Annotated in this window: 23 protein-coding genes; 6 read left to right on the top strand and 17 right to left on the bottom strand. The window is 57.6% G+C overall.

Features of this window, described 5'->3' with window-relative positions:
• Positions 1 to 41: 41 nt before the first annotated feature.
• Both JJO78_RS09955 and JJO78_RS09950 read right to left on the bottom strand, forming a co-directional pair.
• Positions 42 to 503 (bottom strand): hypothetical protein, encoded by a 462-nt coding sequence (locus JJO78_RS09955; protein ID WP_041334247.1) that lies wholly within the window; start codon positions 501 to 503, stop codon positions 42 to 44.
• A 10-nt stretch (positions 504 to 513) separates the two neighbouring features.
• On the bottom strand, positions 514 to 1,728 hold the full coding sequence (locus JJO78_RS09950; protein ID WP_273623541.1) for a pyridoxal phosphate-dependent aminotransferase: 1,215 nt from the start codon (positions 1,726 to 1,728) through the stop codon (positions 514 to 516).
• A gap of 240 nt (positions 1,729 to 1,968) precedes the next feature.
• On the opposite strand from JJO78_RS09950, the gene JJO78_RS09945 reads away from it, so the two are divergent.
• Together JJO78_RS09945 and JJO78_RS09940 are read left to right on the top strand one after the other, a co-directional pair.
• A complete protein-coding gene (locus JJO78_RS09945; protein ID WP_273623540.1) occupies positions 1,969 to 2,454 on the top strand; it encodes a glutathione peroxidase in 486 nt (161 codons plus the stop codon).
• A gap of 3 nt (positions 2,455 to 2,457) precedes the next feature.
• Positions 2,458 to 2,928, top strand: coding sequence for a MarR family winged helix-turn-helix transcriptional regulator (locus JJO78_RS09940; protein ID WP_036205291.1), 471 nt, complete (start codon positions 2,458 to 2,460; stop codon positions 2,926 to 2,928).
• Here the strand turns inward: JJO78_RS09940 and JJO78_RS09935 are convergent.
• Together JJO78_RS09935 and JJO78_RS09930 are read right to left on the bottom strand one after the other, a co-directional pair.
• The gene (locus tag JJO78_RS09935) at positions 2,888 to 5,158 is read right to left on the bottom strand and encodes a hybrid sensor histidine kinase/response regulator (RefSeq protein ID WP_228209954.1); all 2,271 of its coding nucleotides are present in this window, start codon (positions 5,156 to 5,158) and stop codon (positions 2,888 to 2,890) included. The genes JJO78_RS09940 and JJO78_RS09935 overlap by 41 nt on opposite strands.
• A 122-nt stretch (positions 5,159 to 5,280) precedes the next feature.
• Positions 5,281 to 6,054 carry a hypothetical protein gene (locus tag JJO78_RS09930; protein ID WP_041336667.1) on the bottom strand — a complete coding sequence of 258 codons (774 nt, stop codon included), beginning with the start codon at positions 6,052 to 6,054 and terminating at the stop codon, positions 5,281 to 5,283.
• A 232-nt stretch (positions 6,055 to 6,286) separates the two neighbouring features.
• Here JJO78_RS09930 and JJO78_RS09925 point away from each other — a divergent pair, with 232 nt between their 5' ends.
• Positions 6,287 to 7,297, top strand: coding sequence for a LysR family transcriptional regulator (locus JJO78_RS09925; protein ID WP_007153713.1), 1,011 nt, complete (start codon positions 6,287 to 6,289; stop codon positions 7,295 to 7,297).
• On the opposite strand, the gene JJO78_RS09920 is transcribed toward JJO78_RS09925, so the two are convergent.
• The 8 genes from JJO78_RS09920 to JJO78_RS09885 form a co-directional block, all read right to left on the bottom strand.
• A complete protein-coding gene (locus JJO78_RS09920; RefSeq protein ID WP_127401508.1) occupies positions 7,286 to 8,251 on the bottom strand; it encodes a GNAT family N-acetyltransferase in 966 nt (321 codons plus the stop codon). The genes JJO78_RS09925 and JJO78_RS09920 overlap by 12 nt on opposite strands.
• Positions 8,252 to 8,280: 29 nt before the next feature.
• Positions 8,281 to 9,432: a cupin domain-containing protein gene (locus tag JJO78_RS09915; protein ID WP_075196226.1), complete on the bottom strand. Its 1,152-nt coding sequence runs from the start codon at positions 9,430 to 9,432 to the stop codon at positions 8,281 to 8,283.
• A gap of 3 nt (positions 9,433 to 9,435) precedes the next feature.
• Positions 9,436 to 10,803 (bottom strand): adenylosuccinate lyase, encoded by a 1,368-nt coding sequence (gene purB / locus JJO78_RS09910; RefSeq protein WP_127401506.1) that lies wholly within the window; start codon positions 10,801 to 10,803, stop codon positions 9,436 to 9,438.
• A gap of 79 nt (positions 10,804 to 10,882) precedes the next feature.
• A complete protein-coding gene (gene hflD / locus JJO78_RS09905; protein WP_036205300.1) occupies positions 10,883 to 11,527 on the bottom strand; it encodes a high frequency lysogenization protein HflD in 645 nt (214 codons plus the stop codon).
• The gene (gene mnmA / locus JJO78_RS09900) at positions 11,524 to 12,684 is read right to left on the bottom strand and encodes a tRNA 2-thiouridine(34) synthase MnmA (RefSeq protein WP_075196225.1); all 1,161 of its coding nucleotides are present in this window, start codon (positions 12,682 to 12,684) and stop codon (positions 11,524 to 11,526) included. Before mnmA ends, hflD begins: the two co-directional genes overlap by 4 nt.
• A gap of 49 nt (positions 12,685 to 12,733) precedes the next feature.
• Positions 12,734 to 13,183 (bottom strand): NUDIX hydrolase, encoded by a 450-nt coding sequence (locus tag JJO78_RS09895; RefSeq protein ID WP_041334261.1) that lies wholly within the window; start codon positions 13,181 to 13,183, stop codon positions 12,734 to 12,736.
• Positions 13,180 to 13,821: a pseudouridine synthase gene (locus JJO78_RS09890; RefSeq protein WP_041336668.1), complete on the bottom strand. Its 642-nt coding sequence runs from the start codon at positions 13,819 to 13,821 to the stop codon at positions 13,180 to 13,182. Before JJO78_RS09890 ends, JJO78_RS09895 begins: the two co-directional genes overlap by 4 nt.
• Before the next feature lie 186 nt (positions 13,822 to 14,007).
• Entirely contained in the window at positions 14,008 to 14,331 is a 324-nt protein-coding gene (locus JJO78_RS09885; protein ID WP_041336669.1) for a cold shock domain-containing protein, read from the bottom strand.
• Between the two features lie 316 nt (positions 14,332 to 14,647).
• Between JJO78_RS09885 and clpS the strand changes: the two genes are divergently transcribed.
• The 3 genes from clpS (at position 14,648) to JJO78_RS09870 (ending at position 18,559) form a co-directional block, all read left to right on the top strand.
• Positions 14,648 to 15,007, top strand: coding sequence for an ATP-dependent Clp protease adapter ClpS (clpS, locus tag JJO78_RS09880; RefSeq protein ID WP_036205304.1), 360 nt, complete (start codon positions 14,648 to 14,650; stop codon positions 15,005 to 15,007).
• Positions 15,008 to 15,025: 18 nt separating this feature from the next.
• On the top strand, positions 15,026 to 17,296 hold the full coding sequence (gene clpA, locus JJO78_RS09875) for an ATP-dependent Clp protease ATP-binding subunit ClpA (protein ID WP_036205311.1): 2,271 nt from the start codon (positions 15,026 to 15,028) through the stop codon (positions 17,294 to 17,296).
• A gap of 231 nt (positions 17,297 to 17,527) precedes the next feature.
• On the top strand, positions 17,528 to 18,559 hold the full coding sequence (locus JJO78_RS09870; protein ID WP_051946689.1) for a putative solute-binding protein: 1,032 nt from the start codon (positions 17,528 to 17,530) through the stop codon (positions 18,557 to 18,559).
• A gap of 69 nt (positions 18,560 to 18,628) precedes the next feature.
• Here the strand turns inward: JJO78_RS09870 and infA are convergent, their stop codons facing one another.
• From infA to JJO78_RS09845, 5 genes are all read right to left on the bottom strand, one after another.
• Positions 18,629 to 18,847 carry a translation initiation factor IF-1 gene (gene infA, locus JJO78_RS09865; RefSeq protein ID WP_007153725.1) on the bottom strand — a complete coding sequence of 73 codons (219 nt, stop codon included), beginning with the start codon at positions 18,845 to 18,847 and terminating at the stop codon, positions 18,629 to 18,631.
• 78 nt (positions 18,848 to 18,925) lie between these two features.
• Positions 18,926 to 19,639, bottom strand: coding sequence for an arginyltransferase (locus JJO78_RS09860; protein ID WP_126812357.1), 714 nt, complete (start codon positions 19,637 to 19,639; stop codon positions 18,926 to 18,928).
• Positions 19,640 to 20,353: a leucyl/phenylalanyl-tRNA--protein transferase gene (gene aat / locus JJO78_RS09855; RefSeq protein WP_036205314.1), complete on the bottom strand. Its 714-nt coding sequence runs from the start codon at positions 20,351 to 20,353 to the stop codon at positions 19,640 to 19,642.
• A gap of 201 nt (positions 20,354 to 20,554) precedes the next feature.
• The gene (gene trxB, locus JJO78_RS09850; protein WP_041334269.1) at positions 20,555 to 21,505 is read right to left on the bottom strand and encodes a thioredoxin-disulfide reductase; all 951 of its coding nucleotides are present in this window, start codon (positions 21,503 to 21,505) and stop codon (positions 20,555 to 20,557) included.
• Positions 21,506 to 21,669: 164 nt separating this feature from the next.
• A complete protein-coding gene (locus JJO78_RS09845) occupies positions 21,670 to 22,581 on the bottom strand; it encodes an AAA family ATPase (RefSeq protein WP_036205316.1) in 912 nt (303 codons plus the stop codon).
• Position 22,582 lies beyond the last annotated feature (1 nt).

Raw genomic sequence — 22,582 nt, 5'->3', positions numbered from 1 at the left:
TATGTGGCCAGTGTGGCCATGTTCAACAGGTTTACGCCAATTTAATGATCGGACCGGTCGCGAAAGAACGTCGCCTGCATTACGCGGCTGATTTTTGCGGAGCTACCGCTTCGGAGGGCGTTGCGAAGCATGTGTATGTGCGTGGAAAAATCCTCGCGGATAGCCGGTGGCAGGTCCTGGCTGCTGTCAGCGTTGTTTTCTTCATGCAGATCTGGGCTGGCAGGCGAACTCAGGCGCACGAACGCCCGCTGGGTCAGCACGGCCTGGTCCAGGGCTTCCTGGCGGATGGTATCCACGTAGCGGAGCAGGCCTTCCTCAGCTAACCAGAGCAGGGTGCCGAAGCAGGCCATGTGCCGCTTGCTGTGGAGCCCGAACTCGTCTGGTTCGTCGGGGCCAGCAATGTCTTCCACAAACAGGTTGACCCGGCGGGGAAAGGCATTGTAGAGCTGAACCAGGGCGATTGCGGCGTCCTTGTAGAACTCTTCGATATGAATGTCCGCCATCAAGCCCCCTTCACAACTGGTAAGACGACAGGAAGTGTGCCAAACGCTTCATGGCATCCTCAAGGGCGTCCTCGCGGGGTAGGAAGACCACGCGCAGGTGTTGCTTGTCGTCGATGTTGAAGGCGGAACCCTGAACCAGGAGGATGCGCTCCTGCAGCAGCAGGTCCAGTACCAGCTTTTCGTCATTGACGATGGGGAAGCGCTTCGGGTCCAGCTTTGGAAACAGATATAGAGCGCCTTTGGGCTTCACACAGCTGACGCCTGGAATATCATTGAGCAGGTTCCAGGCGGTTTCCCGTTGTTCGAACAGGCGACCGCCCGGTGCCACCAGGTCTTCGATTGACTGGTAGCCCCCAAGTGCGGTCTGGATGGCCAGCTGTGCCGGTACGTTGGCACACAGGCGCATGTTGGAGAGCATTTCGATGCCCTCGACCAGGTCCCGCGCGCGGTGTTTGGCGCCGCTGATAATCATCCAGCCGGAACGGTAACCGGCGGCACGATAGTTCTTGGACAGGCCGTTATAGGTAAAGAACAGCACGTCATCCGCCAGTGACGCGGTGGGGACGTGTTCAGTGCCGTCGTACAGGATTTTGTCGTAGATCTCATCTGACAGCACGATCAGGTTGTGCTGCCGCGCCAGTTCCACCACCTGTTCCAGCAATTCGCGGGAGTACACGGCGCCGGTGGGGTTGTTGGGGTTGATAAGCACGATAGCCCGGGTGCGGCGGGTGATTTTCTTGCGGATATCGTCGATATCCGGGAACCAGTCCTGTTGCTCGTCGCATCGGTAGTGAACCGGCTTGCCACTGGACAGGGTCACGGCGGCCGTCCAGAGCGGATAGTCAGGGGCCGGGATCAGAACCTCGTCGCCGGTATTGAGCATGGCCTGCATGGACATCACGATCATTTCGCTGACGCCGTTGCCCAGGTAGATATCGTCGATATCCACCTTGTCGATGCCACGTTGCTGGCAATAGTGCATCACCGCCTTACGCGCAGAGAACAACCCCTTTGATTCCACATACCCCTGGGCCAGGGGCATGTTGTGAATAACGTCCTGCTGGATTTCCTCGGGAACGTCCAGTTCGAAAGCCGCTGGGTTGCCGATATTGAGCTTGAGAACCCGGTGGCCCTCTTCCTCCAGCCGACGGGCTTCACGCAGAACCACGCCACGTATCTCGTAACACACGTTATCCAGCTTGGCGGATTTGAGATAGTTCTGCATAAGCCCGGTATTTCCTTAGATCGGTAAGATGACAAGTGCCATGTTTCAAAGACAAGCCTGTATTCTAGCGGAGCAACGGCCGGCGGCAACAGGCCAATTGTGATGAATTGTGGCACAAATGCGGAGATTTAACGCCCAAAGCTCACAGATTCCATGAACTGAGCGTGACAACCGTGACGGAATCAGTTGTAAATAGGGTTGTGCAAAATATAATAGCGAAAAATACAAGGGAGGAATGTAATGAGCACCCAAAGCATCTACGACTTTAACGCGGCCGATATTCGCGGTGAGGAGCATTCCCTGGATGAGTTCCGTGGCAAAGTTCTGTTGATCGTAAACACGGCCAGCAAATGCGGTTTCACTCCCCAGTTCGAGGGTTTGCAGTCCCTGTACGTCGAGCTGAAAGAAAAAGGCCTCGAAGTGCTCGGTTTCCCCTGCAACCAGTTCCGGAATCAGGACCCGGCGGACGACAAGGCCATCAGCGAATTCTGTAGCCTTAACTACGGCGTGGAGTTTCCCATGTTCGCAAAGATTGACGTCAACGGCCCTAATGCCCACCCGCTGTTTGAGTACCTGAAGCACAGTGCCAAGGGGCTGTTGGGATCAGAAGCTGTAAAATGGAACTTCACCAAGTTCCTGGTGAATCGTGAGGGTGAAGTGGTGCGTCGTTACCCGCCGACCACCAAGCCGTCTGCCATTCGCGCCGACATTGAAGCGTTACTGTGAACCATGACTGACGAAGACGACGTCCTGGCGCTGGATAATCAGCTCTGTTTTGCCCTCTACGCCGCCAACCGGGCAATAACCGCCCGCTATCGTCCGCTGCTGGCGGAACTGAATCTGACCTATCCGCAGTATCTGGTCATGTTGGTGTTGTGGGAAGCCGGGGAGAATGGACAGACGGTCAGGGTGTCTGACCTGGGTAAACGACTGCGCCTGGATTCCGGAACCCTGACGCCGCTGCTCAAACGTCTGGCTGAGCGTGATCTGGTCACCCGTTTGCGGGATACCACCGATGAGCGAGTGGTTACGGTCGCCCCCACTGAGAAGGGCAGTGCCATGCGCCAGCAGGCTCGGGACATTCCCGGCCGCCTGCTGTGTGGTACGGGCATTGATCAGGAGCGCATTGTGGAATTGAGGGAAGAGCTGCGATCTGTCCTCAGTCTTCTGGAGGCTGGGGAGGCGCCCAGCGGTCAATAATGGATTTCAGGTCGGCACGATTGTAAGGTTTGGTGATGTAGTCATTCATGCCGGACTCGAGGCAGTCGTCCCGGTCTCCCTGCATGACGTTGGCGGTGACCGCGATCACTGGCAGATCCTGCCACTCAGGGTTTTCACGAATGTTACGGGTGGCCTCATAGCCGTCCATCACCGGCATTTGGCAATCCATCAGTACAATATCGAATCTCCTTTCGCCTTGCTGCAAGGCTTCCAGTGCCTGTTTGCCGTTTTCGGCCAGGGTGACGGTGTGGCCCAGCTTTTTCAGCATGCTGCTGGCGACCACCTGATTTACCTGGTTGTCTTCGACCAGAAGAAGATTCAGCGTGCGTGACACGCCAGCCGGGGTTGCGATGATTCTTGCCCTGTCCCCGGTGTCCAGCCCAGCGGCCCTGCACAGTGTTCGGTACAACTGCTCACGTCTGAGTGGCATCGACAGTATCTGACGATCTTTGGTGGGATGGGCGGAGCCGTCCCGGTCCACCAGAATAATGCCGGTGCCGGACCAGGACGATGCCAGTTGTGCCGCGGTCTCGTCGCTTTCGTTGGCGGCGATCATCAGAATTCCCTCTCCGTCGGGTGCCGCCTCGCGCAGTGGAATGCCCCAGGCTCTCAGTTGATGCTCGATGGGCGTGCGGTGCGGATAGTCCCGGGGCATCCCGATATCGACACCTACCTGCTGAAGTAGGCTTGGAATAGCCGGCATCGACGGTTGGCTTTCCTGCTCATCGTGAACCGGCAGGGGCAGGTTCACAGTGAAGTGTGTGCCTTCGTGCTCCTCGGAATCTACCAGGATCTGGCCATGCATCCGCTCCACCAGTTGACGACACAGTGTCAGGCCCAGGCCAGTGCCGCCATAGAGCCGGGTAGTGTCACTGTCAGCCTGTGAGAAGGGTGAGAATATCCTGTGCAGCCCTTCCTTGGACATGCCGATACCGGTGTCGACAACGTCAATGCGTACGTTGCCGTTGTAGCGGGTGGCGTGGATGCGGACGAAGCCTTGCTCGGTGAATTTAATAGCGTTACTGAGCAGATTGTTCAGGATCTGCCGAGTTCGGGTGGGATCGCCAAGAAAGCTTTCGGGCAGGTCACAGTCGATGTCCGCCACAACGTCAATATTCTTGCGCCTGGCTTGTTGGGCATGCAGTGTCGCACATTCTTCCACCAGGTTGCGGAGTGAAAACGGGATGTTCTCCAGGCTCAATTTCCCGGCTTCGACCTTGGAGATGTCCAGGATGTCGTTTAACAGACCGAGCAAACTCTGGCCGGCATTGAGCGCAATTTCCAACCGGTTTCGTTGTGCCTGTTCCATGTCGCCTTCCAGCGCCAGGCCCAACATCCCCAGAACACCGTTGAGTGGTGTGCGTATCTCATGGCTCATGCTGGCCAGGAAATTGGCACGGGCTCTGGCACGGCGTACAGCGTCCTCTTTGGCGCGAACCAGGGCGCGGTTGCCTCGCTGCAAGGCATCGTTCTTCTCGGAAATTTCCCGAGTGCGGTCTTCCACCTCCTGTTCCAGCTGGCTGGAGTAGTTCTTCATCGCACTTTCGGCCATCCTGAGCTGTGCGAGGCTGGAATCGATGGTTTCCAGATGCTGGTTGATGACACCCACCATCAGCCCGATCTCATCTTCACGATGATTCTCCGGCACAGGAAGCCGGACCTTCTCAGGCGTTTCAGCCTTGACCCGGCTCAGAGCACCGATGACGTTCAGCATGGGCCGGGTCAGCACAAAGAAGAAAATGAACAGCAGTGCAGCAGTCAGCACCAGGCTTTTCAGCAGGCCGCTGATGACGGTATAGCCCGCGCGTTGGAGGAACAGCAGGCCGTAGTGGTAGGTATCGATGGTGACCGTGAGGCTCCCGAGGGAGAGGTCGCTCAGCTGCGGTACCACCAGTTCCTGACTGAATACGCGGCTGTCACCAAAGAGCAGGTCGCTGATCCACCGATAGCGCGAATCCGGGCTGCTTTGGCTCGCCGCAGCCATGGTTTGGCCATTGTTATCGATAATACGGGCGTCGATGGTTGCGGGATGGCGAAGCAAGCCATCAAGAAGCTCTTCCGCAAGCCGGATGTCGATGTTGTAGGCGATCTGCGAAGCGGGGCTGTGACTGATTTCGATGAGCGCACGGATCTCCTGCTCCATGGAGTCCCTGGCGCTGAAATAATCGAGAGTGACCTGGACAATGTTGAGCACAAGGCCCAATACCATTGCGATTAAAACGGTGTCACGGGTCAGGCGATAGGATAGCCGCTTTTGGAATGCAGTTGTCACGGCGTTTCACGGTCCCTGTTGTAACGTTTCGGTGGTTTTCGCGGGGCGCCAGTTGGCGCCTAGTCGTCGTAGTCGGCTTTCTTGCGCCACTCATCGTCGTGGAGGAACGTATCCCATTCCTTGTCCAGGCTTGACTGGCCCGCGGCCGCGGCACTGTGTTCTTCGTCCCCCTTGATGGCTTCCAGTTCCTTGATGCGGGTACGGAAACTTTTCACGGCTTTCATGGCCATCGGGTTGTCCCTGGACTTGCCCATTTCGGTACTGGCCAGATGATAGGCGTGAATGGCCTTTCGAATCTGGTTCTGCTTCACATAATCGCGTGCCTGGAACACATGCAGGTCGGCGTGGGTCTTGTGCACCAGGAACAACACGAACTTCAGGTTTTTCTTGGCGGTGGCGCTATCAATCTTGCCGGCCTTGTGCATGCCCTCGATCATCTTGAACAGATTTTGCAGCAGCTCCTGGACATAGGTGGACTTTTCGGGGGAGTCGATCTTGATCGGAGTGCGCTTGTCTTCGCCGTCCATTACGGACTTTTTCAGCTGTTGTACAGCACTCAGTCGTTCTTCAACGGGCTGATCAGATTTCAGGGCCTGGAGGTCTTTGCAAGACTCCTCCATCCGCTTGATCAATAGCAGTTTCAAATCTGCAGTGAAATACTGGCCCGGGATTTCGGAGAGCAGGCGGCCGGCTCTTTTGTAGCTGTCTTCCAGAGCCGTTGTTTTACGAATACGCTCGATACGTGCGCGCTCTCGCATCTGACTGGCCACAATAATAATGATCGAAACGGTAACGACAGCCGCCAGTAGCAGCACAATCATTGTGGTATCCATCTTGTTGCAAACACTCCGGCTGAATGGACAGGCCACTGGCAGCTCCGGCCACAGAAAAAATCCGGAGAAATCCAGCAAGTATACGGAAGATTAGCAGAAAACCCCGGATGATTCCGTTCTGAAATGTGAAAGATTGCAGCTTCATATCAATCCGATGAATTGATACCCTGTTGAGCATTATTCTAGTGAATAAAAGCCGTTTTTACGTGTTACTTCCGATAGGGGCCACGTCATGGACATTTCCCGGGTAGACCTCAATCTGCTTGTTTATCTCGATGTACTGTTGAGGGAGCGGAACGTCACCAAAGCCGCCAATCATCTTGGGATTACCCAGCCCGCGATGAGCAACGGTCTGCGCCGACTGCGGGACCTGTTCGGAGACCCGCTGCTGGTTCGTACCAGTGAGGGGATGACCGCAACCGAGCGTGCCACTGAGCTACAGCCACTGGTGCGGAGCATTCTGTCCGATATTGAGCAGGCGGTTCATGAGAAAACCGCGTTCGCGGCTATGGAAAGTCAGCGCGTGTTTCGGATCATGGCCAGTGACTACGCGGAATCCTGCCTGATGCCACGGGTACTTCGCCGGATTCGTCAGGAAGCGCCTCATGTGACTCTGGATGTTCTTACCCCCAGTGACGTGAGCTTCCTCGACGTGGAGCAGGGGCGCCTCGATATGGCGATCAACCGTTTTGACAAGATCCCCCAGTCGTTCCACCAGAAAACTTTGTGGACGGAGTACTTTGCCTGCCTGATGAACGCACGTAACCCGATACTCAAGGAGCCGTTTACCCTCGATACCTACCTGGACGCCAGTCATATCTGGGTCAGCAAGACCGGGTTTGGTGTCGGGGTGGGGGTGAACCCGAAAGACGTCCAGCGCCTGGGGTGGGTGGACGAGGCCTTGTCACTGATGGGCCGAAAACGCCAGATTTCCGTGTTTACGCGGCATTACCAGGTGGCGATGCTGCTGGCGGAGCAGCACGACCTGATCGCCACGCTGCCATGCCGGGCGGCCTGGTTGCAGAAAGACAACGCCAACCTGGTGGTTAAAGTGCCACCGTTCGAGATACCACCGTTCGAGCTCAAAATGGCCTGGAGCCCGCTGTTGCAACACAACACGGATCACCAGTGGTTACGTAAGCTGATTGCCGAAGTGGCGGAAGAGGTAGACGCGGAATTTGCCCCGTTCGGAGCACAGTTTGAATCCACCGGGGTGCCCGGTATCCGCCACTCAGAGCGGTAGTTCTCGCAGTTCCAGAGAACTCCTTCCTGCATCCCACATGCGCTGGAACGACTCAGCGAGTAGTTTTACCCGGCCGCTGTTGGCAAACGTTGCAAAGCCTTCCGGCTTGTAGAAGTCATGCCGGTAAACCACGCCCTCGCGGTCCGCGAGCAGGAAGGGCTGGTCGTCCACCGGGTAATCCTCGTTCACCAGCCTCAGTTCAATCCGGCTGGGCAGGCGGCGCATCAGTTCAACAATCTGGTGACGGCGCTGGACCAGCGGCTTGTCATCGTGAATCAGAAGCCGCACGTCACTGAGCCGATGTCGACGGGCCAGGCCGGATATCAGCTCCCGGAAGCGCAGGCGGTCATAGAGATCATGGTCCAGCACCCGGTCATACAGCCAGAGCCGCTGACGCGCCTGGCCAGTCAGGGAGTCGATCAGATCTACCATGGTGCTCTCGCGGTCAAACAGCCAGGCGTCCCGATCTTCGCCCAACAACATGGGGTTCTCGCGGGTTGAATAGGCGTCGTTCACCAGCTTCGGAGCGAGGCAGCGCATGTCGACATGGGGGATTCCGGCGTCGTCGTAGAGGTCGGAGCACACGTGAAAGCCCGAGCGTTGGTAGAAGGGGATGGCGTGTTCCTGGGCGGAAAGTTGCAGCTCGGTGAAACGCTCTGCGGCTTCGGAGACAAGATGGCGTAGCAGGACTTCACCCAGACCCTTGCCCCGGTGTGCCGGAAGAATAGCCATGCGGCCGATGTGTGCCGTTTCCTCCAACGTGGAGAACAGGCGGGCGACGCCAACGGGGGTGTTGTCGGGTAATACCATCAGGTAGTGGTCGGCAATTTCGTCGGTGTCGTCCCACTCCAGTTCCGGTGGGACTTTTTGCTCGTCCACGAATACGGACTGGCGGATGTTCCGGACATCGGCCGGCGCCAGTTGCCAGCTGTATTTTCGAACCCGTACGTTCATGCTGCCTTCACCCAGGTTTCAGTCAGATGTCAGTCAAAGTACAGAGAGCCCTGGTTGACGAGTGTGCTCAGAAGACCCTGTATGGCATCGTCACCGGCAAAGCTGGCCAGTGCGCCCATGTCCGGGCGAGCGCTGGCACAAAGAAGGGGTGCCAGGGGCCGTGCGTCGCCCCGAAGCAGGAACTGCTCACCGTCCACGAACAGGGCGGTTTCGTCCTCGAAGTCATGGTAGGCGAAACGTGAGCCCTCGTTCCAGCGCAATGGGTTGCCGGCCGCAATCAACTCGCCCAGCAACTCTGGTGTGACCGGTTCTTCCGCGGGCACAACGATTTCCAGACTCTTGGGTGCCGTTGAGTACTGGCCGAACCAGAGTGCCAACTGGCGTTGATCACTGAGTTGGTCGCGGATGAGGCGGTCAAGCCGATGGATAACGTCGGGCTTGATGGCGCCGGGGTTGTCCTGGACCTTCAGGTCCGGATCATCCAGGTGTTCAGAGGCATCGGAGCGGCTGCACAGGAAGTCGGTGAAGCCTGTCAGTACATCGTCGACCGTAGGCGCGCGGAACCCGATAGACAGGGTGATGCAGTCGTCCTCGGCGACCCCGTGGTGGCCAACGCCCGGCGGCAGGTACAGCATGTCTCCCGGTGCCAGGGTTACCGTTTCCTCGCCGTCCCAGCTGCTCAGGATTCGTAGCGGCGTACCGTCCACGCGCGGCGAGGTGTGGTCACAATGGCCGCCAAAGGTCCAGCGACGGTGCCCCTCGGCTTGCAGAAGGAAGACATCGTACTGATCGTAGTGGGGGCCTACGCTGCCACCTTTTGGCGCGTAGCTGGCCATAATGTCATCCAGCCGCCAGTTGGGTACGAAGCGGAATTCGTCCAGCAGGTCCGCAAAGTCAGGAACCCAGTGGTCAAGACCCTGAACCAGCAGTGTCCAGTGGCTGTCTGGCAGTTTGCTGAAACGCTCGGGCTCGAAAGGGCCGTTGTGCAACTGCCAGGGCTTGCCGTTGTCGTCCTCGATCACAATCCGCGATTCAACAGCGTCCTCACAGGCCAGTCCTGCCAACTCGTCGGCCGAGACAGGGCACTCAAAGCCCGCAAAGGCCTGGCGGATGACCAGTGGTTTTTTTTGCCAGTAGTCCCGCAGGAATTCCTGGGCGGGCATTCCGCCGGGCAGTTGCATGGTTCAGATATCCCGTGCCTGTTGCGTGGCGTTGCCAATGTAAGAGCCGGGAGTGAGTTCCATCAGTTCCGCCTTGGCGGCATCGGGAATGTCCAGTGACTCCACAAAGGCCTTGATCACATCCGGTGTCATGGCTTTGCCACGGGTCAGCGCCTTCAACTTTTCGTAGGGCTTCTCGATGTTGTACCGGCGCATAACGGTCTGGATCGGCTCCGCCAGGACTTCCCAGGCGTGATCCAGGTCTTCGTCCAGGCGTGCCGGGTTGATTTCCAGCTTGCCCAGGCCTTTCAGGGAGGCCTCGTAGGCAATCAGGCTATGGGCGAAACCCACGCCGAGGTTGCGCAGAACGGTTGAGTCGGTCAGGTCACGCTGCCAGCGGGAAATCGGCAGCTTGGCAGACAGGTGGCTGAACAGGGCGTTGGCGATGCCCAGGTTGCCTTCAGAATTCTCGAAATCAATTGGATTGACCTTATGGGGCATGGTGGACGAGCCTACTTCGCCTTCCACGGTTTTCTGCTTGAAGTAGCCCAGGGAAATATAACCCCAGATATCCCGGTCCAGATCAATCAGAATGGTGTTGAATCGAGCAATGGCGTCGTAGAGCTCGGCGATGTAATCGTGGGGTTCAATCTGGGTGGTGTACGGGTTCCAGTCCAGGCCCAGGCTTTCAATGAATTCCTTGGCGTTCTGGGCCCAGTCGATGGATGGGTAGGCAGACAGGTGGGCATTGTAGTTGCCTACGGCCCCGTTGATCTTGCCCATCAGCTCCACGGCGCGAATCTGTTTCACCTGCCGGCGTAAGCGGTGAACCACGTTGGCCAGTTCCTTGCCGACGGTGGAGGGCGAGGCCGTCTGGCCATGGGTGCGCGACAGCATGGGTTGTTCCGCGTGCTCATGGGCCAGCTCCGCCAGCCTGTCAACGATGCGCTCCATGGCCGGGAGCAGGCCGTGGTCCAGACCTTCGCGCAACATCAGGGCATGGGAGAGGTTGTTGATGTCCTCGGAGGTACAGGCAAAATGCACGAATTCAGTAACGGCGTGCAGTTCCGGAACCTCGGAGATCTTTTCCTTGATGAAGTATTCCACCGCCTTTACGTCATGGTTGGTGGTGCGTTCAATGCCCTTGATCCGTTCCGCGTCTGCCAGATTGAACTCCGAAATCATTCGATCCAGAAACTGGTTGGCGTCGGCAGAGAAGGCAGGCACCTCGGTGATGCCGGGATGGGCCGCCAGTTTCTGCAGCCAGCGGAGCTCAACGGTCACGCGGTTCCTGATCAGGCCATATTCACTGAAAATGTCACGAAAAACGCTGACTTTACTGCCATAGCGTCCATCGACCGGGGAAATGGCGGTCAGGGCGTTGAGTTCCATCGAAAACCTCTCAAGTCATCAAAGATACGGTCAAAAGAAAAACTGGGGGCGCATATGATACACCAGTGGTGGCCGGGATTCAGTCGTAAACCGAGCGGTTTGCCTTCTCCGCCAATTCCCGGGCGGTCATGATGACCTTGCGACGAGTGAAGATAAGCTGCCAGCGGCGGCCGCCGGTCTGGTGCCAAAGGACGGCGGAGCGAATACCAGCCAGTAACAGGGCACGTACTTTGGCCGCATTCTCCTCGCGTTGAAGAATCGTGGGCTCACCGCTGACCTGGATACGCTGGCGGAAGGTGCTGATGGTGTCCGTGTAAATCGACGCCACGTTGGCAATCAGGTTGCTGTGGCTGTAGCCGAAATGGCTTGCGGTGTGCCGGGCCTGGTCGATCCGGCTGCCGATTACATCCAGCATGTCGCTGTTTTGACGAAGCTTGGAAGAGAGGTTGATCAGGTTCAGGGCGTAACGCAGTACTTCAATGTCCTGCTGTTTGCTCTGTTGGCTCATTACGCTGGCGAGGGTGGAAAGGCCTTCACGCAGGTCCTTCAGTTCACCGCCGAACACATCCAGGGTCGTTTCAGGTTGCGTGGCGAACAGTGAGCGCAGGCAGGTTTCAAAGCTGGACTCCGCGCACTGGCCGGAATGGGCTATTTGCTGGACCAGAGCAGAGGCCTGGAAGACGCCCGCCAGAGCCAGGGTCTGGTCGTGTATCGATCGGCTCATGCGCCGGCTCCTTCCGCCTTGTTGTCAGTTCCTGTGGGCGTCTGCTCACCGTCCCGCCAGGTTTGTTCGATAACGCCGCCACCAAGGCAGACCTCGTCGCGGTAAAACACGACAGACTGACCCGGAGTGACGGCGCGCTGTGCGTCGTCAAAGACAACCCTGAACCCGTTGTCCAGGGCTGTTACCGTGCAGTCCTGGTCCGGTTGGCGGTAGCGCGTCTTGGCTTTGCAGCGGAACTCCGCAGCCGGAGCTTCGCCGGCAATCCAATCCACCGGTCCGCTGATCAGTCCGCGAGAAAACAGCAGGGGGTGATGCTTGCCCTGAACGGCAACCAGTACGTTGCGGGACAGGTCTTTTTCCGCGACGTACCAGGGCTCGTCGCCAAACTCACTCAAGCCACCAATGCCGAGGCCCTGACGCTGGCCAATGGTGTGGTACATCAGGCCCTGATGGCGGCCGATCACCTGGCCATCGGGGGTCTCGATATTTCCGGGCTGCGCGGGAATGTACTGTTTGAGGAAGTCCCGGAATTTGCGTTCCCCGATAAAGCAGATACCGGTGGAGTCTTTCTTGTCGTGGGTGATAAAGCCCTGTTCGGCGGCAATGCGCCGTACTTCCGGTTTTTCAAGCTCGCCCACCGGAAAGAGCGTACGGGCAATACGTTCGCCAGAGACGGCGTGCAGGAAGTAGCTCTGGTCCTTGTTGGGGTCAAGGCCCTTGAGCAGTTCGGCTCCGCCACTGCCGTCGTTCAGAGGGCGCTGGCGGGTGTAGTGGCCGGTGGCAATGTAGTCAGCGCCCAGGGTAATGGCGTAATCGAGAAACGCCCGGAACTTCACTTCCTTGTTGCAGAGGATATCGGGATTCGGGGTCCGGCCAGCCTTGTATTCCGACAGGAAGTGCTCGAATACCCGATCCCAGTATTCCGCCGCAAAGCTGGCGGTGTGCAGCGTAATACCGATGGTTTCCGCCACCGCCTGAGCGTCCGCCAGGTCGGTCATGGCGGTGCAGTATTCGGTGCCGTCATCCTCGTCCCAGTTTTTCATGAACAGGCCTTCCACCTGGTAACCCTGGTCCTTCAGGAGCCAGGCTGCCACGGAAGAGTCTACGCCGCCGGACATGCCGACAATCACTCGGGTATTTTCAGGTGCTTTAGTCATGTCTGGGTCTGTCGGGGTCAAAGGGGCGGATTCTAGCATTTAAGCCAGGTTACGTCTGCGGCTCGACAATGACATCCAGGGGAAAGCGGCGTCCGTTTCGGTAATCTTCTATGCATTGCATGACCAGAGGGCTCCGAAGTTTGTCGGCCTGTGAGCGGATTTCACCGGGTGTTAACCAGTGGGCAGCGATAATGCCGTCGTCCAGCTCATCGGTCACGCGGCCCAGGGCCCTGGCTGAGAAGCAAAACCGGTAGTAGGTAACGCCGTTGGCGGGGGCCTTGTAGGTATAGACGCCAAGAAAGTGTTCAGGGACCACCTCCCAGCCAGTCTCCTCCAGGGTTTCCCGCTGCGCTGCGTCAAGGATCCTTTCGCCTTCCTCTACGTGGCCCGCGGGCTGGTTGAGCACCACCTGACCATGGCTGAGTTCCTCAACCAGCAAAAAACGGCCATGGTCATCTTCAACAATAACGGCAACTGTGGCGTGGGGTGTCCAGGTCATGGGCGGGGTCGCCTCCGGGGTGCGTGTTTGCGGGGTTTCGCCGCCTTCCGCGCCGCGGTTCCAGGCGGGGGCGAAGGCGCATGTACGGATGTTGCCCTGTATTCGCCGGGCGAAAGCCCGTCCAGGGTCCAGTCTCCAATACCATAGCGAACCAATCGTAGGGTAGGGAAGCCGACTGCCGCCGTCATGCGACGGACCTGCCGATTTTTACCTTCGGTGATGGTGATCTTCACCCAGCTCGTGGGGATCGATGCTCTGTAGCGTACTGGCGGGTTTCTGGGCCAGATCTCCGGCGGAGCCATCGTCGTAACTTCGGCTGGGCGAGTCTTACCGTCTTTGAGTTCCACGCCTTCGCGCAGTTTCTTCAGTGCCGTTTCGCTGATCTCGCCTTCAACCTGAACCCAATATGTCTTTGGCATTTTCAGCCGGGGAGAGGCAATTTGATGCTGCAGTTGCCCGTTGTCCGTTAGCAGCAAGAGACCTTCCGAATCATAGTCAAGCCGCCCGGCAGGGTAGACAGCGGGGATCTTGAGCCAGTCGGCAAGGGTGGCGCGGAGGGTGCCATCCGTGCCGCCTTTCTCGTCGGTGAACTGGCAAAGCACCCGGAACGGTTTGTTGAACAGAATCAGCGTTGCCATGGTGGCAAATGAACCTTGATTTAGGGAATCGAATTTGAACAGGCGCATTATGCCAGAAGTAGGGAGAGAGGGGGTTGGGGAGGAGGGCCCGGTCGCCCCATCTGGTTGCGGAACGACCGAACACAGGCTAACTGGCCGGTCATTGTGGGCCGGTGTTATCTGCCTGGGCAGTGGTGGCGTCAGCCGTCAAGCGTTTGCCGCGCGGGGCTGATCCTGGTATCCACTGTCCTGATTCTGTTCCACGTCGTCGTCACTGCCGGACGTTTTCTCAGAAGCGTTCTCTTGGGAACTCTGCTTCTGTGGCTGCTCCTCCGGAACGATGTTGACCGCGTGGATCCCCTTGTCGCTGGGCTTTTTATCGAAGGTGACGGCCTGGCCGGCCTTTAAGGTTTTGTAACCTTCCATTTGCACTGAAGAGAAGTGAGCAAACAGATCGTCACTGCAGCCTTCCTCGATAATGAAGCCATAACCCTTGGCATTGTTAAACCACTTTACTTTGCCTCTTGGCATGATGAACTCCCCTGTTCTTTCACTGTCAGTGTCTTTGTTATTGATGTTATTGCCGAGCGTTTTGCCTTGCACGGATTGCAGCCTGTTATAGGCTTCTTACGCCAATTTACAATATTTTACATTGCTATCGTACTGTTGACCAATATTCGCTCAGAGTCAATAGCAGTTATAGCCGGAATGTATGGTTGAACCGGGGCCGGAGCCTGTATCATGGCGAGATTGATAACCAGCGCACGTCCGGTTACCGGAGGTACCTTGAAAACCGGGCGGCAGACAACCATCTTTAAGCAGAGGCACCGATTTCCGGTAAAGAATCATGCGGACTATCCAGAATTCTCTACTAGTATTAAATCAGGGGGAGGACGAACAGCCAGGACGTCAGGACGATGTCAGTGTTGCTCCCGAGAAGCCCGCCCTCAAGCGCCCCGCGCGCTTCAGGGTTCTGCTTCTGAACGATGACTACACACCCATGGACTTTGTAGTGGATGTGTTGATGAAGTTCTTCGGAATGAACGAAGAAAAGGCGACGCAGGTGATGCTGCTCGTCCATACGCAGGGAAAGGCTGTATGCGGGGTATATACCCGGGACATCGCGGAAACAAAGGCGGCACAGGTGAACCAGTATTCCTCGGAATGCGAACATCCGCTCCTTTGCGAGATTGAACGTGCGGACTGATAGACCTTGGGGTGGCCCATGCTGAGCAAAGATCTTGAAATTACATTGAATGCGGCTTTCAAAAGTGCCCGCGACAAGCGTCATGAATTCATGACCGTCGAGCACCTTTTGCTGGCCTTGCTCGACAACGAATCGGCAGTGGGCGTCCTGAAAGCATGCGGTGCAGACCTGGCCCGGCTTCAGGAAGAACTCGTAGAGTTTGTGGATTCAACCACACCACTGATCCCCAGCAACGACAGCGAGCGGGAAACACAACCCACGCTCGGATTCCAGCGCGTGCTACAACGTGCTGTATTTCACGTACAATCCTCTGGCAAGAAGGAGGTAACCGGTGCCAATGTGCTGGTGGCCATCTTCAGTGAGCAGGAGAGCCAGGCGGTGTATGTGCTCAAGAAACAGAGCATCGCCCGCATTGACGTGGTGAATTTTGTTTCCCATGGCATCTCTCGCGTTCAGGGTGCCGAAGATCAGGAGGGTCACGATCAGGCGTCTCATGATGAAGCCGCAGAAGAAGGCGGTGCATCACGTCCGCTGGAAAGCTACGCAACCAACCTGAATGACCAGGCCCGCCAGGGCCGCATTGACCCGCTGATCGGACGTGAACACGAAGTCGAGCGGGTGGTTCAGATACTGGTTCGCCGTCGCAAGAACAATCCGCTGCTGGTGGGCGAAGCGGGTGTGGGCAAGACAGCGATTGCCGAAGGCCTTGCCAAGCGCATTGTGGATAGCCAGGTGCCGGAGATCATTTCTGACGCGGTGGTCTATTCACTTGATCTCGGTGCCCTGCTGGCTGGCACCAAGTACCGGGGTGATTTCGAGAAGCGGCTGAAGGGGCTGCTTGCAGAATTGAAGAAAGAGAAGCATGCGATTCTGTTCATCGATGAAATCCATACCATCATCGGTGCCGGTTCCGCGTCCGGCGGTGTGATGGATGCCTCCAACCTGCTCAAGCCCATGCTGAGCTCAGGGGAAATCCGGTGCATTGGCTCCACCACCTTCCAGGAATTCCGTGGCATTTTCGAGAAGGACAGCGCGCTGGCTCGCCGCTTCCAGAAGATTGATGTGAACGAACCCAGCGTTGAGGATACCTACCAGATCCTCAAGGGGCTGAAGTCCCATTTCGAGAAGCACCATGACCTGAAGTACACCGATCAGGCACTGCGTGTGGCGGCGGAGCTGTCTGAACGCTACATCACCGATCGCCACCTGCCGGACAAGGCGATTGACGTAATCGACGAAGCCGGTGCCCATCAGCGTCTGCTGGCGGTGGCCAAACGCAAGAAGACAATCGACGTGTCGGAAATCGAGGATGTGGTGGCCAATATCGCCCGCATCCCGCCGAAGAACGTATCCACCAGCGACAAGGACCTGCTGCGCAATCTGGAGCGGGATCTCAAGATGGTGGTCTTCGGGCAGGATCCGGCTATCGAGTCATTGTCCACCGCCATCAAGCTGGCCCGTGCCGGCCTGAAGGCGCCGGAGAAGCCGGAAGGTGCCTTCCTGTTTGCCGGCCCCACGGGTGTGGGCAAGACCGAAGTCACCAAGCAACTGGCCAAGGTGTTGGGTATCGAGCTGGTGCGCTTCGACATGTCCGAGTACATGGAGCGGCATACCGTGTCCAGGTTGATCGGTGCGCCTCCGGGCTATGTCGGGTATGACCAGGGTGGTCTGCTGACGGAATCCGTGAGCAAGCATCCGCATTGTGTGCTGTTGCTGGATGAGATCGAGAAGGCTCATCCGGAGGTCTTTAACCTGCTTCTGCAGGTGATGGATCACGGTACGCTCACGGATAATAACGGTCGTAAGGCGGATTTCCGTCATGTGATCCTGGTGATGACCACCAACGCCGGTGCTGAAAGCATGGCCCGCCGTTCCATTGGCTTCAGCGAGCAGGACCACAGCACGGATGGTATGGAAATCATATCCAAGACCTTTACGCCGGAGTTCCGCAACCGCCTGGATGGCATTATCCAGTTCGGTGATCTCCAGCCGGCCACCATCACCCACGTGGTGGACAAGTTCCTCACGGAATTGCAGGCGCAGTTGGACGAGAAGCACGTGGTGCTCCACGTTGACGACGCCGCGAAGGAATGGCTGGCCGAGAAGGGCTACGATGTCACCATGGGGGCACGCCCGATGGCTCGCCTGATCCAGGACAAGATCAAGCGGCCCCTGGCGGAACAGATCCTGTTCGGCCGGCTGTCGGAGCATGGTGGTGATGTCCACATTCACCTCAAGGATGGTGAACTGGAGTTCGAGTATGAGGACGAACCGGCTGAGGCTGTGTAAGCAGCCCTGAGCGATTCTTCTCCTCCTGGAAAGGCCATGCTGGAAACAGCATGGCCTTTTTTGTCACTGGCCGACCATCAATTGACTCTGTTGAAGGGCCAGCCCTGACATTGTCGTCAATCCAATTGCTCCGCTTCTCTGTCAAATTGTTGTCTGACAGTCAGATTACCTGACGCGTACGCGCCGTGGTCTGTGTTTCCGTGAAACAACAATGATAAGGAGAACCGGGAAATGAAAGCGTTATCCATGCTTTTGCTGGTTGTGCTCGGGCTTTCCGGCTGGAGCAATGCCGGCGCGAGTGAGCGCCGTGAGTTCTGTGTATTTGATGTCGCCGGAGCAAGTGGATTTGTCTACCGTACGTTGCAGGATTACCACCGCAAGGCCGCATTGGCCGGCGTAGGCCTTAACATGCGTCCCTACACCGATGAAGATCAGGCCGTCGCAGATTTAAGAGCCGGGCGTTGCGACATTGTCGCGGTGACCGATATGGGCGCCCGTAAATTCAACGATTTTTCAGGCTCCATCAGTGCCATCGGGGCGATTCCCTATTATGAAGACCTGAAAGTGCTGCTCCATATTCTGGCCAGCCCCAGGGTTGACCGTCATCTTGAGCAGAATGGCTACGAGGTGTTGGGTGTGACGCCGATGGGAGCGGCTTACCTGTTCGTGAACGACCGGGCGATTGACCACGTGGAGGCTCTGGAGGGAAAGCGCATCACGGTGTTCGAGGGGCACCACGATGCCCGTCATATGGTTGAGTATGTTGGCGCGGTGCCGGTTGCGGCGAAAATTTCCGACTTTGCCAGCCTGTTCAATTCCGGCGAGGCTGATATCAGTTATGCGCCGGCGGCTGCCTACGAGGTGCTGGAGATGTTCCGGGGCATGGGCAGCAAAGGTGGTATTGTCGATTATCCGGTAGGGCAGGTAACCGTTCAGTTGATCGCCCGGGCGGATGAGTTCGACGACGCTTTTGTCAGGAAGTCACGGCGGATCATGTCCAGGCTCTACCCGGAGGCCATGCGCATTGTGAGGCAGTACGAACGGTCGATTCCCGAGGAGCGCTGGGTCAAGATTTCACCCGAAGCCGTCCGGGGTTACCAGGAAATGTTGCGCAGCGTGAGGATTGATATGCAGCAGTCCACGGAAGACTCGGGCATGCTGGCTGCGGGTGTGTACCATGACGACATGATGACGATACTGCGGAAGGTGCGGTGTTATACCAATCCAGGCGCGATGGAATGCTCGGCGGACAATCGGGAGTAGCGGCCTGGCATGGAAGGGCCTGAAAATAAAAAGCCCCGATATTCGGGGCTTTCAAGTCTCATACAGCTATCAGCGGGCGCGGTACACGATGCGTCCTTTGCTCAGGTCGTAGGGGGTCAGTTCTACCTTGACCTTGTCGCCTGTCAGAATACGGATATAGTTCTTGCGCATCTTGCCAGAAATGTGAGCGGTCACAATATGGCCGTTTTCGAGTTCAACCCGGAACATGGTGTTTGGAAGCGTATCAACAATAACGCCTTCCATTTCAATAGCATCGGACTTCGCCATTCAGTAAAAACCTCGTAAATTGGCTTGCTGTGATTTTAAATTGCGCAATTCTGCCTGATTTACCGCCATTTGGCAAAATCAGTTCACTTCCATGGTGTGCCATTGCCCGTCCCGAAGCGCTTCGATCGGGCGGAATCGTGTTTTATAGTTCATTTTCCGACATTCTTCGATCCAATACCCCAGATACAGGTGCGGAAGCCCCAGCCGTTTTGCTTCCTCTATCTGCCAAAGCACCGCAAAGGTGCCCAGGCTTCGGCTTTCGTAGGCAGGATCAAATACGGTATAGATGGCGGACAGGCCTTCGTCCAGCATGTCCACGGCGGCCAGGCCCACCAGGTTGTCTCCGTCCATGATTTCGACAAACCAGGAATCGGTGGCGCCTTCCACCAGGAACGACATGAACTGTTCACGGGAGGGTGGGTACATGTCGCCGTCAGAGTGCCGTTGTTCAATGTAATGGGCGTAGAGGCTGTAATACAGTTCCGAAAAGGTTGCCTTGACCATGCGGCAACTAAGATCGGCGTTCTTTTTCATAACCCTGCGTTGGCTGCGGTCAGGCTGGAACTCTTCCACCTTGAGCCTGACAGGAACACAGGCATTGCAGCTTTCGCAGTGGGGGCGATAGTAATGAGAGCCACTTCGACGGAAGCCCAGGGCGGTCAGTTGGCTGTACAGCCGCTTGTCCACATGGGCCCTCGGGTCGACGAACATGGTGGTTGCTTCGCGATCTGGCAGGTAACTGCAGTCGTGGGCCGGCGTGGCAAAAAACACCAGGGTCCTGAGATTGCTCATTCACACCTCCGGGCCGGGCCACTGCCACCGGAAGCCCCAGTCGCTGTGGTCCGGACTACTGTCGACGCATGTCCTGAGTATAGATAAAAATTCGCTGCGTGGGATACTTCGCGCACCCATTCGCAACAGATGGCCGCTTTCCACCTGGCAATCCATAATCTGATAGCCCCAATCCCGGAGTTGATTGGCCAGATGGACCATCAATACTTTCGAGGCGTTGGTTTCCAGTGAAAACATGGACTCACCAAAAAAGCAGCGGCCAATGGCCAGGCCGTACATTCCCCCGGCCAGTTCTCCCTTTGGATTCCATACTTCTATGGAGTGGGCTACCCCCTGTTTGTGAAGCTGGCCATAACTGTCAATCATATCCTGGGTGATCCAGGTGCCTTCGGCACGGGTGTTGGCGCAGAGGCGGATGATGCGGGGGAAAGCCTGGTCGGCGGTGATGGTGAAATAGCCGCGGTTGAGGGTGCGCCGGAGGCTTCTGGAGATGTGGATCTCTTCCGGGAAAAGGACGCATCTGGGGCTGGGGGACCACCAGAGTATGGGCTGGTCGTCGCTGAACCAGGGGAAGATGCCGTTGCGGTAGGCGAGTTTGAGCCGCTCGGTGGATAGGTCACCGCCCAGTGCCAGCAATCCGTCGGGGTCGTCCAGGGCCTGTTCGGCGGGGGGGAACCAGAGTTGGTCGGGGTCTAGCCAGGGTAGTGACGTCATCTCGGTCCGGAGTTAGTACTCGAGTGTTGGTGGAGTCGGCGAGTGGTCACGGATGTTTGAAACACGCTCGAGCACGTCCGTGTGGCGCTTGGGCTCCGCCATCCATGGCTCCGCACAGTTTCAGACATCCGTAACCACTCGCCTTTCAGGCCTCGGAGGTGCCTGCCCTGAACCACTTCCGAATAAGTTTCTCGGTTAAACTCAGTCTTGGTCCAGAAACTTTTCGGCGTCAAGTGCTGCCATGCAGCCGAAGCCTGCAGATGTCACGGCCTGGCGGTAGACGTGGTCGGCTACGTCGCCGGCGGCGAAGACGCCGGGGATGCTGCTCTGAGTGGCCATGCCTTCCAGGCCGGAGCGGATTTTGATGTAGCCGTTTTCCATATCCAGTTGGCCCTGGAACAGGTCGGTGTTGGGTTTGTGGCCGATGGCGATGAAGACGCCGGCCAGGTCCATTTCCTGGGTGGATTCGCCCTTGGTGCTTTTGATGCGCATGCCGGTGACGCCGGTGCCGTCGCCGAGGACTTCGTCCAGGGTGTGATCCCAGATGATGTTGACGTTGCCGTTTTCGGCTTTTTCGAACAGTTTGTCCTGCAGGATTTTTTCAGCACGCAGGCTGTCGCGGCGGTGTACCAGGGTGACTTCGTCGGCGATGTTGGAGAGGTACAGCGCTTCTTCGACGGCGGTGTTGCCGCCGCCGATGACGGCGACTTTCTGTTTTTTGTAGAAGAAACCGTCGCAGGTGGCGCAGGCGGAGACGCCCTGGCCCTTGAATTTTTCTTCCGAGTCCAGGCCCAGGTACATGGCGGAGGCGCCAGTGGCGATGATCAATGCATCGCAGGTGTATTCGCCGCTGTCACCCTTGAGGCGGAAGGGACGGTTACGCAGGTCGGCTTCGTTGATGGTGTCGTAGACCACCTGGGTCTCGAAGCGCTCCGCGTGTTTGAGCATACGTTGCATCAGCTCAGGGCCCTGTACGCCATCGTTGTCGCCCGGCCAGTTGTCCACGTCGGTGGTGGTGGTCAGCTGTCCGCCCACTTCGATACCGGTGATCAGCGTGGGTTTCAGGTTGGCACGGGCGGCATAGACGGCAGCGGTGTAGCCGGCGGGGCCGGAGCCTAGGATGATCAGTCTGGAGTGCTTGGTTTCGCTCATTGTGGTTCTCTCGCTAACGAATCTGGACGTGTTGCGCTGGCCGCGTTTTCACGTAATCGGTACGTTGGTCCGGGGGCTGGCCCGGAGGAAAAGGGCAAAAGGCTAACATGAACAGGATTGGTTTCCAGTTGTTTTGCCCAATTCATTCCATTAAGTGATGCTATCTATTCAATGACAGAGACGGAGGTCAGAAGTTGCCTTACTCTCTCCGCGCTCTTTCCGGACTCGCCCTGTTCCAGGCGGTGTTCGGCGACCGCCGGAAAGACCGCCTGGATGTCGTCCGGTAAGACATGGTGGCGCCCATCCATCAGGGCCCATGCCCGTGCGGCGCGGACCAGGCCGAGACCCGCCCGGGGCGATAGTCCGTACAGCAGGCCGGGCATGCGCCGGCTCTGTTCCAGCAGGCGTTGTACGTAGTCCAGCAGTGCGGGGCTGGTGGACACCCGGTTGACGGCGTCCTGGAGGGTTTGCAGGTTTTCCGAAGAAAGCAGTGATTGCAGTCTGTCGGTCATGACCCGGCGGTCTTCACCTTCCAGCAGTTCCCGTTCGGCGCGCGGGTCGGGGTAGCCCAGCCGTATGCGCATCAGAAACCGGTCAAGCTGGGATTCCGGTAACGGGTAGGTGCCTCCCTGCTCGATGGGGTTCTGTGTGGCGATAACGAAGAACGGGTGGGGCAGGGGGCGGGTTTCGCCTTCGATCGAAACCTGCCGTTCCTCCATGGCTTCCAGCAATGCACTCTGGGTTCTGGGAGACGCGCGGTTGATTTCATCAGCCAGCACAACCTGCGCGAAGATCGGTCCGGGATGGAACACCAGGCTGCCCGCCTGTTTGTCGTACATGGAGAAGCCAAGCACGTCAGCCGGTAACAGATCATTGGTAAACTGGATGCGCTGGTAGGTCAGGCCCATGACCTTGGCCAGTGCGTGGGACAGGGTGGTTTTGCCCATTCCCGGAATGTCTTCAATCAGCAGGTGGCCCTTGGCCAGCAAGCCGCAGAGTGAAAGCCGTACCTGGTGATCCTTGCCCAGCAGTATGCTGTTTAACTCGCGGATAACCGTGTCGGTCAGTTTTTTCATG

It is taken from the genome of Marinobacter sp. DS40M6, assembly GCF_028581595.1.
GTDB classification, from domain to species: Bacteria; Pseudomonadota; Gammaproteobacteria; order Pseudomonadales; family Oleiphilaceae; genus Marinobacter; species Marinobacter salarius.
The sequence above is the reverse complement of the archived record's forward strand: the minus strand, read 5'-3'. Positions and strand labels throughout refer to the sequence as shown.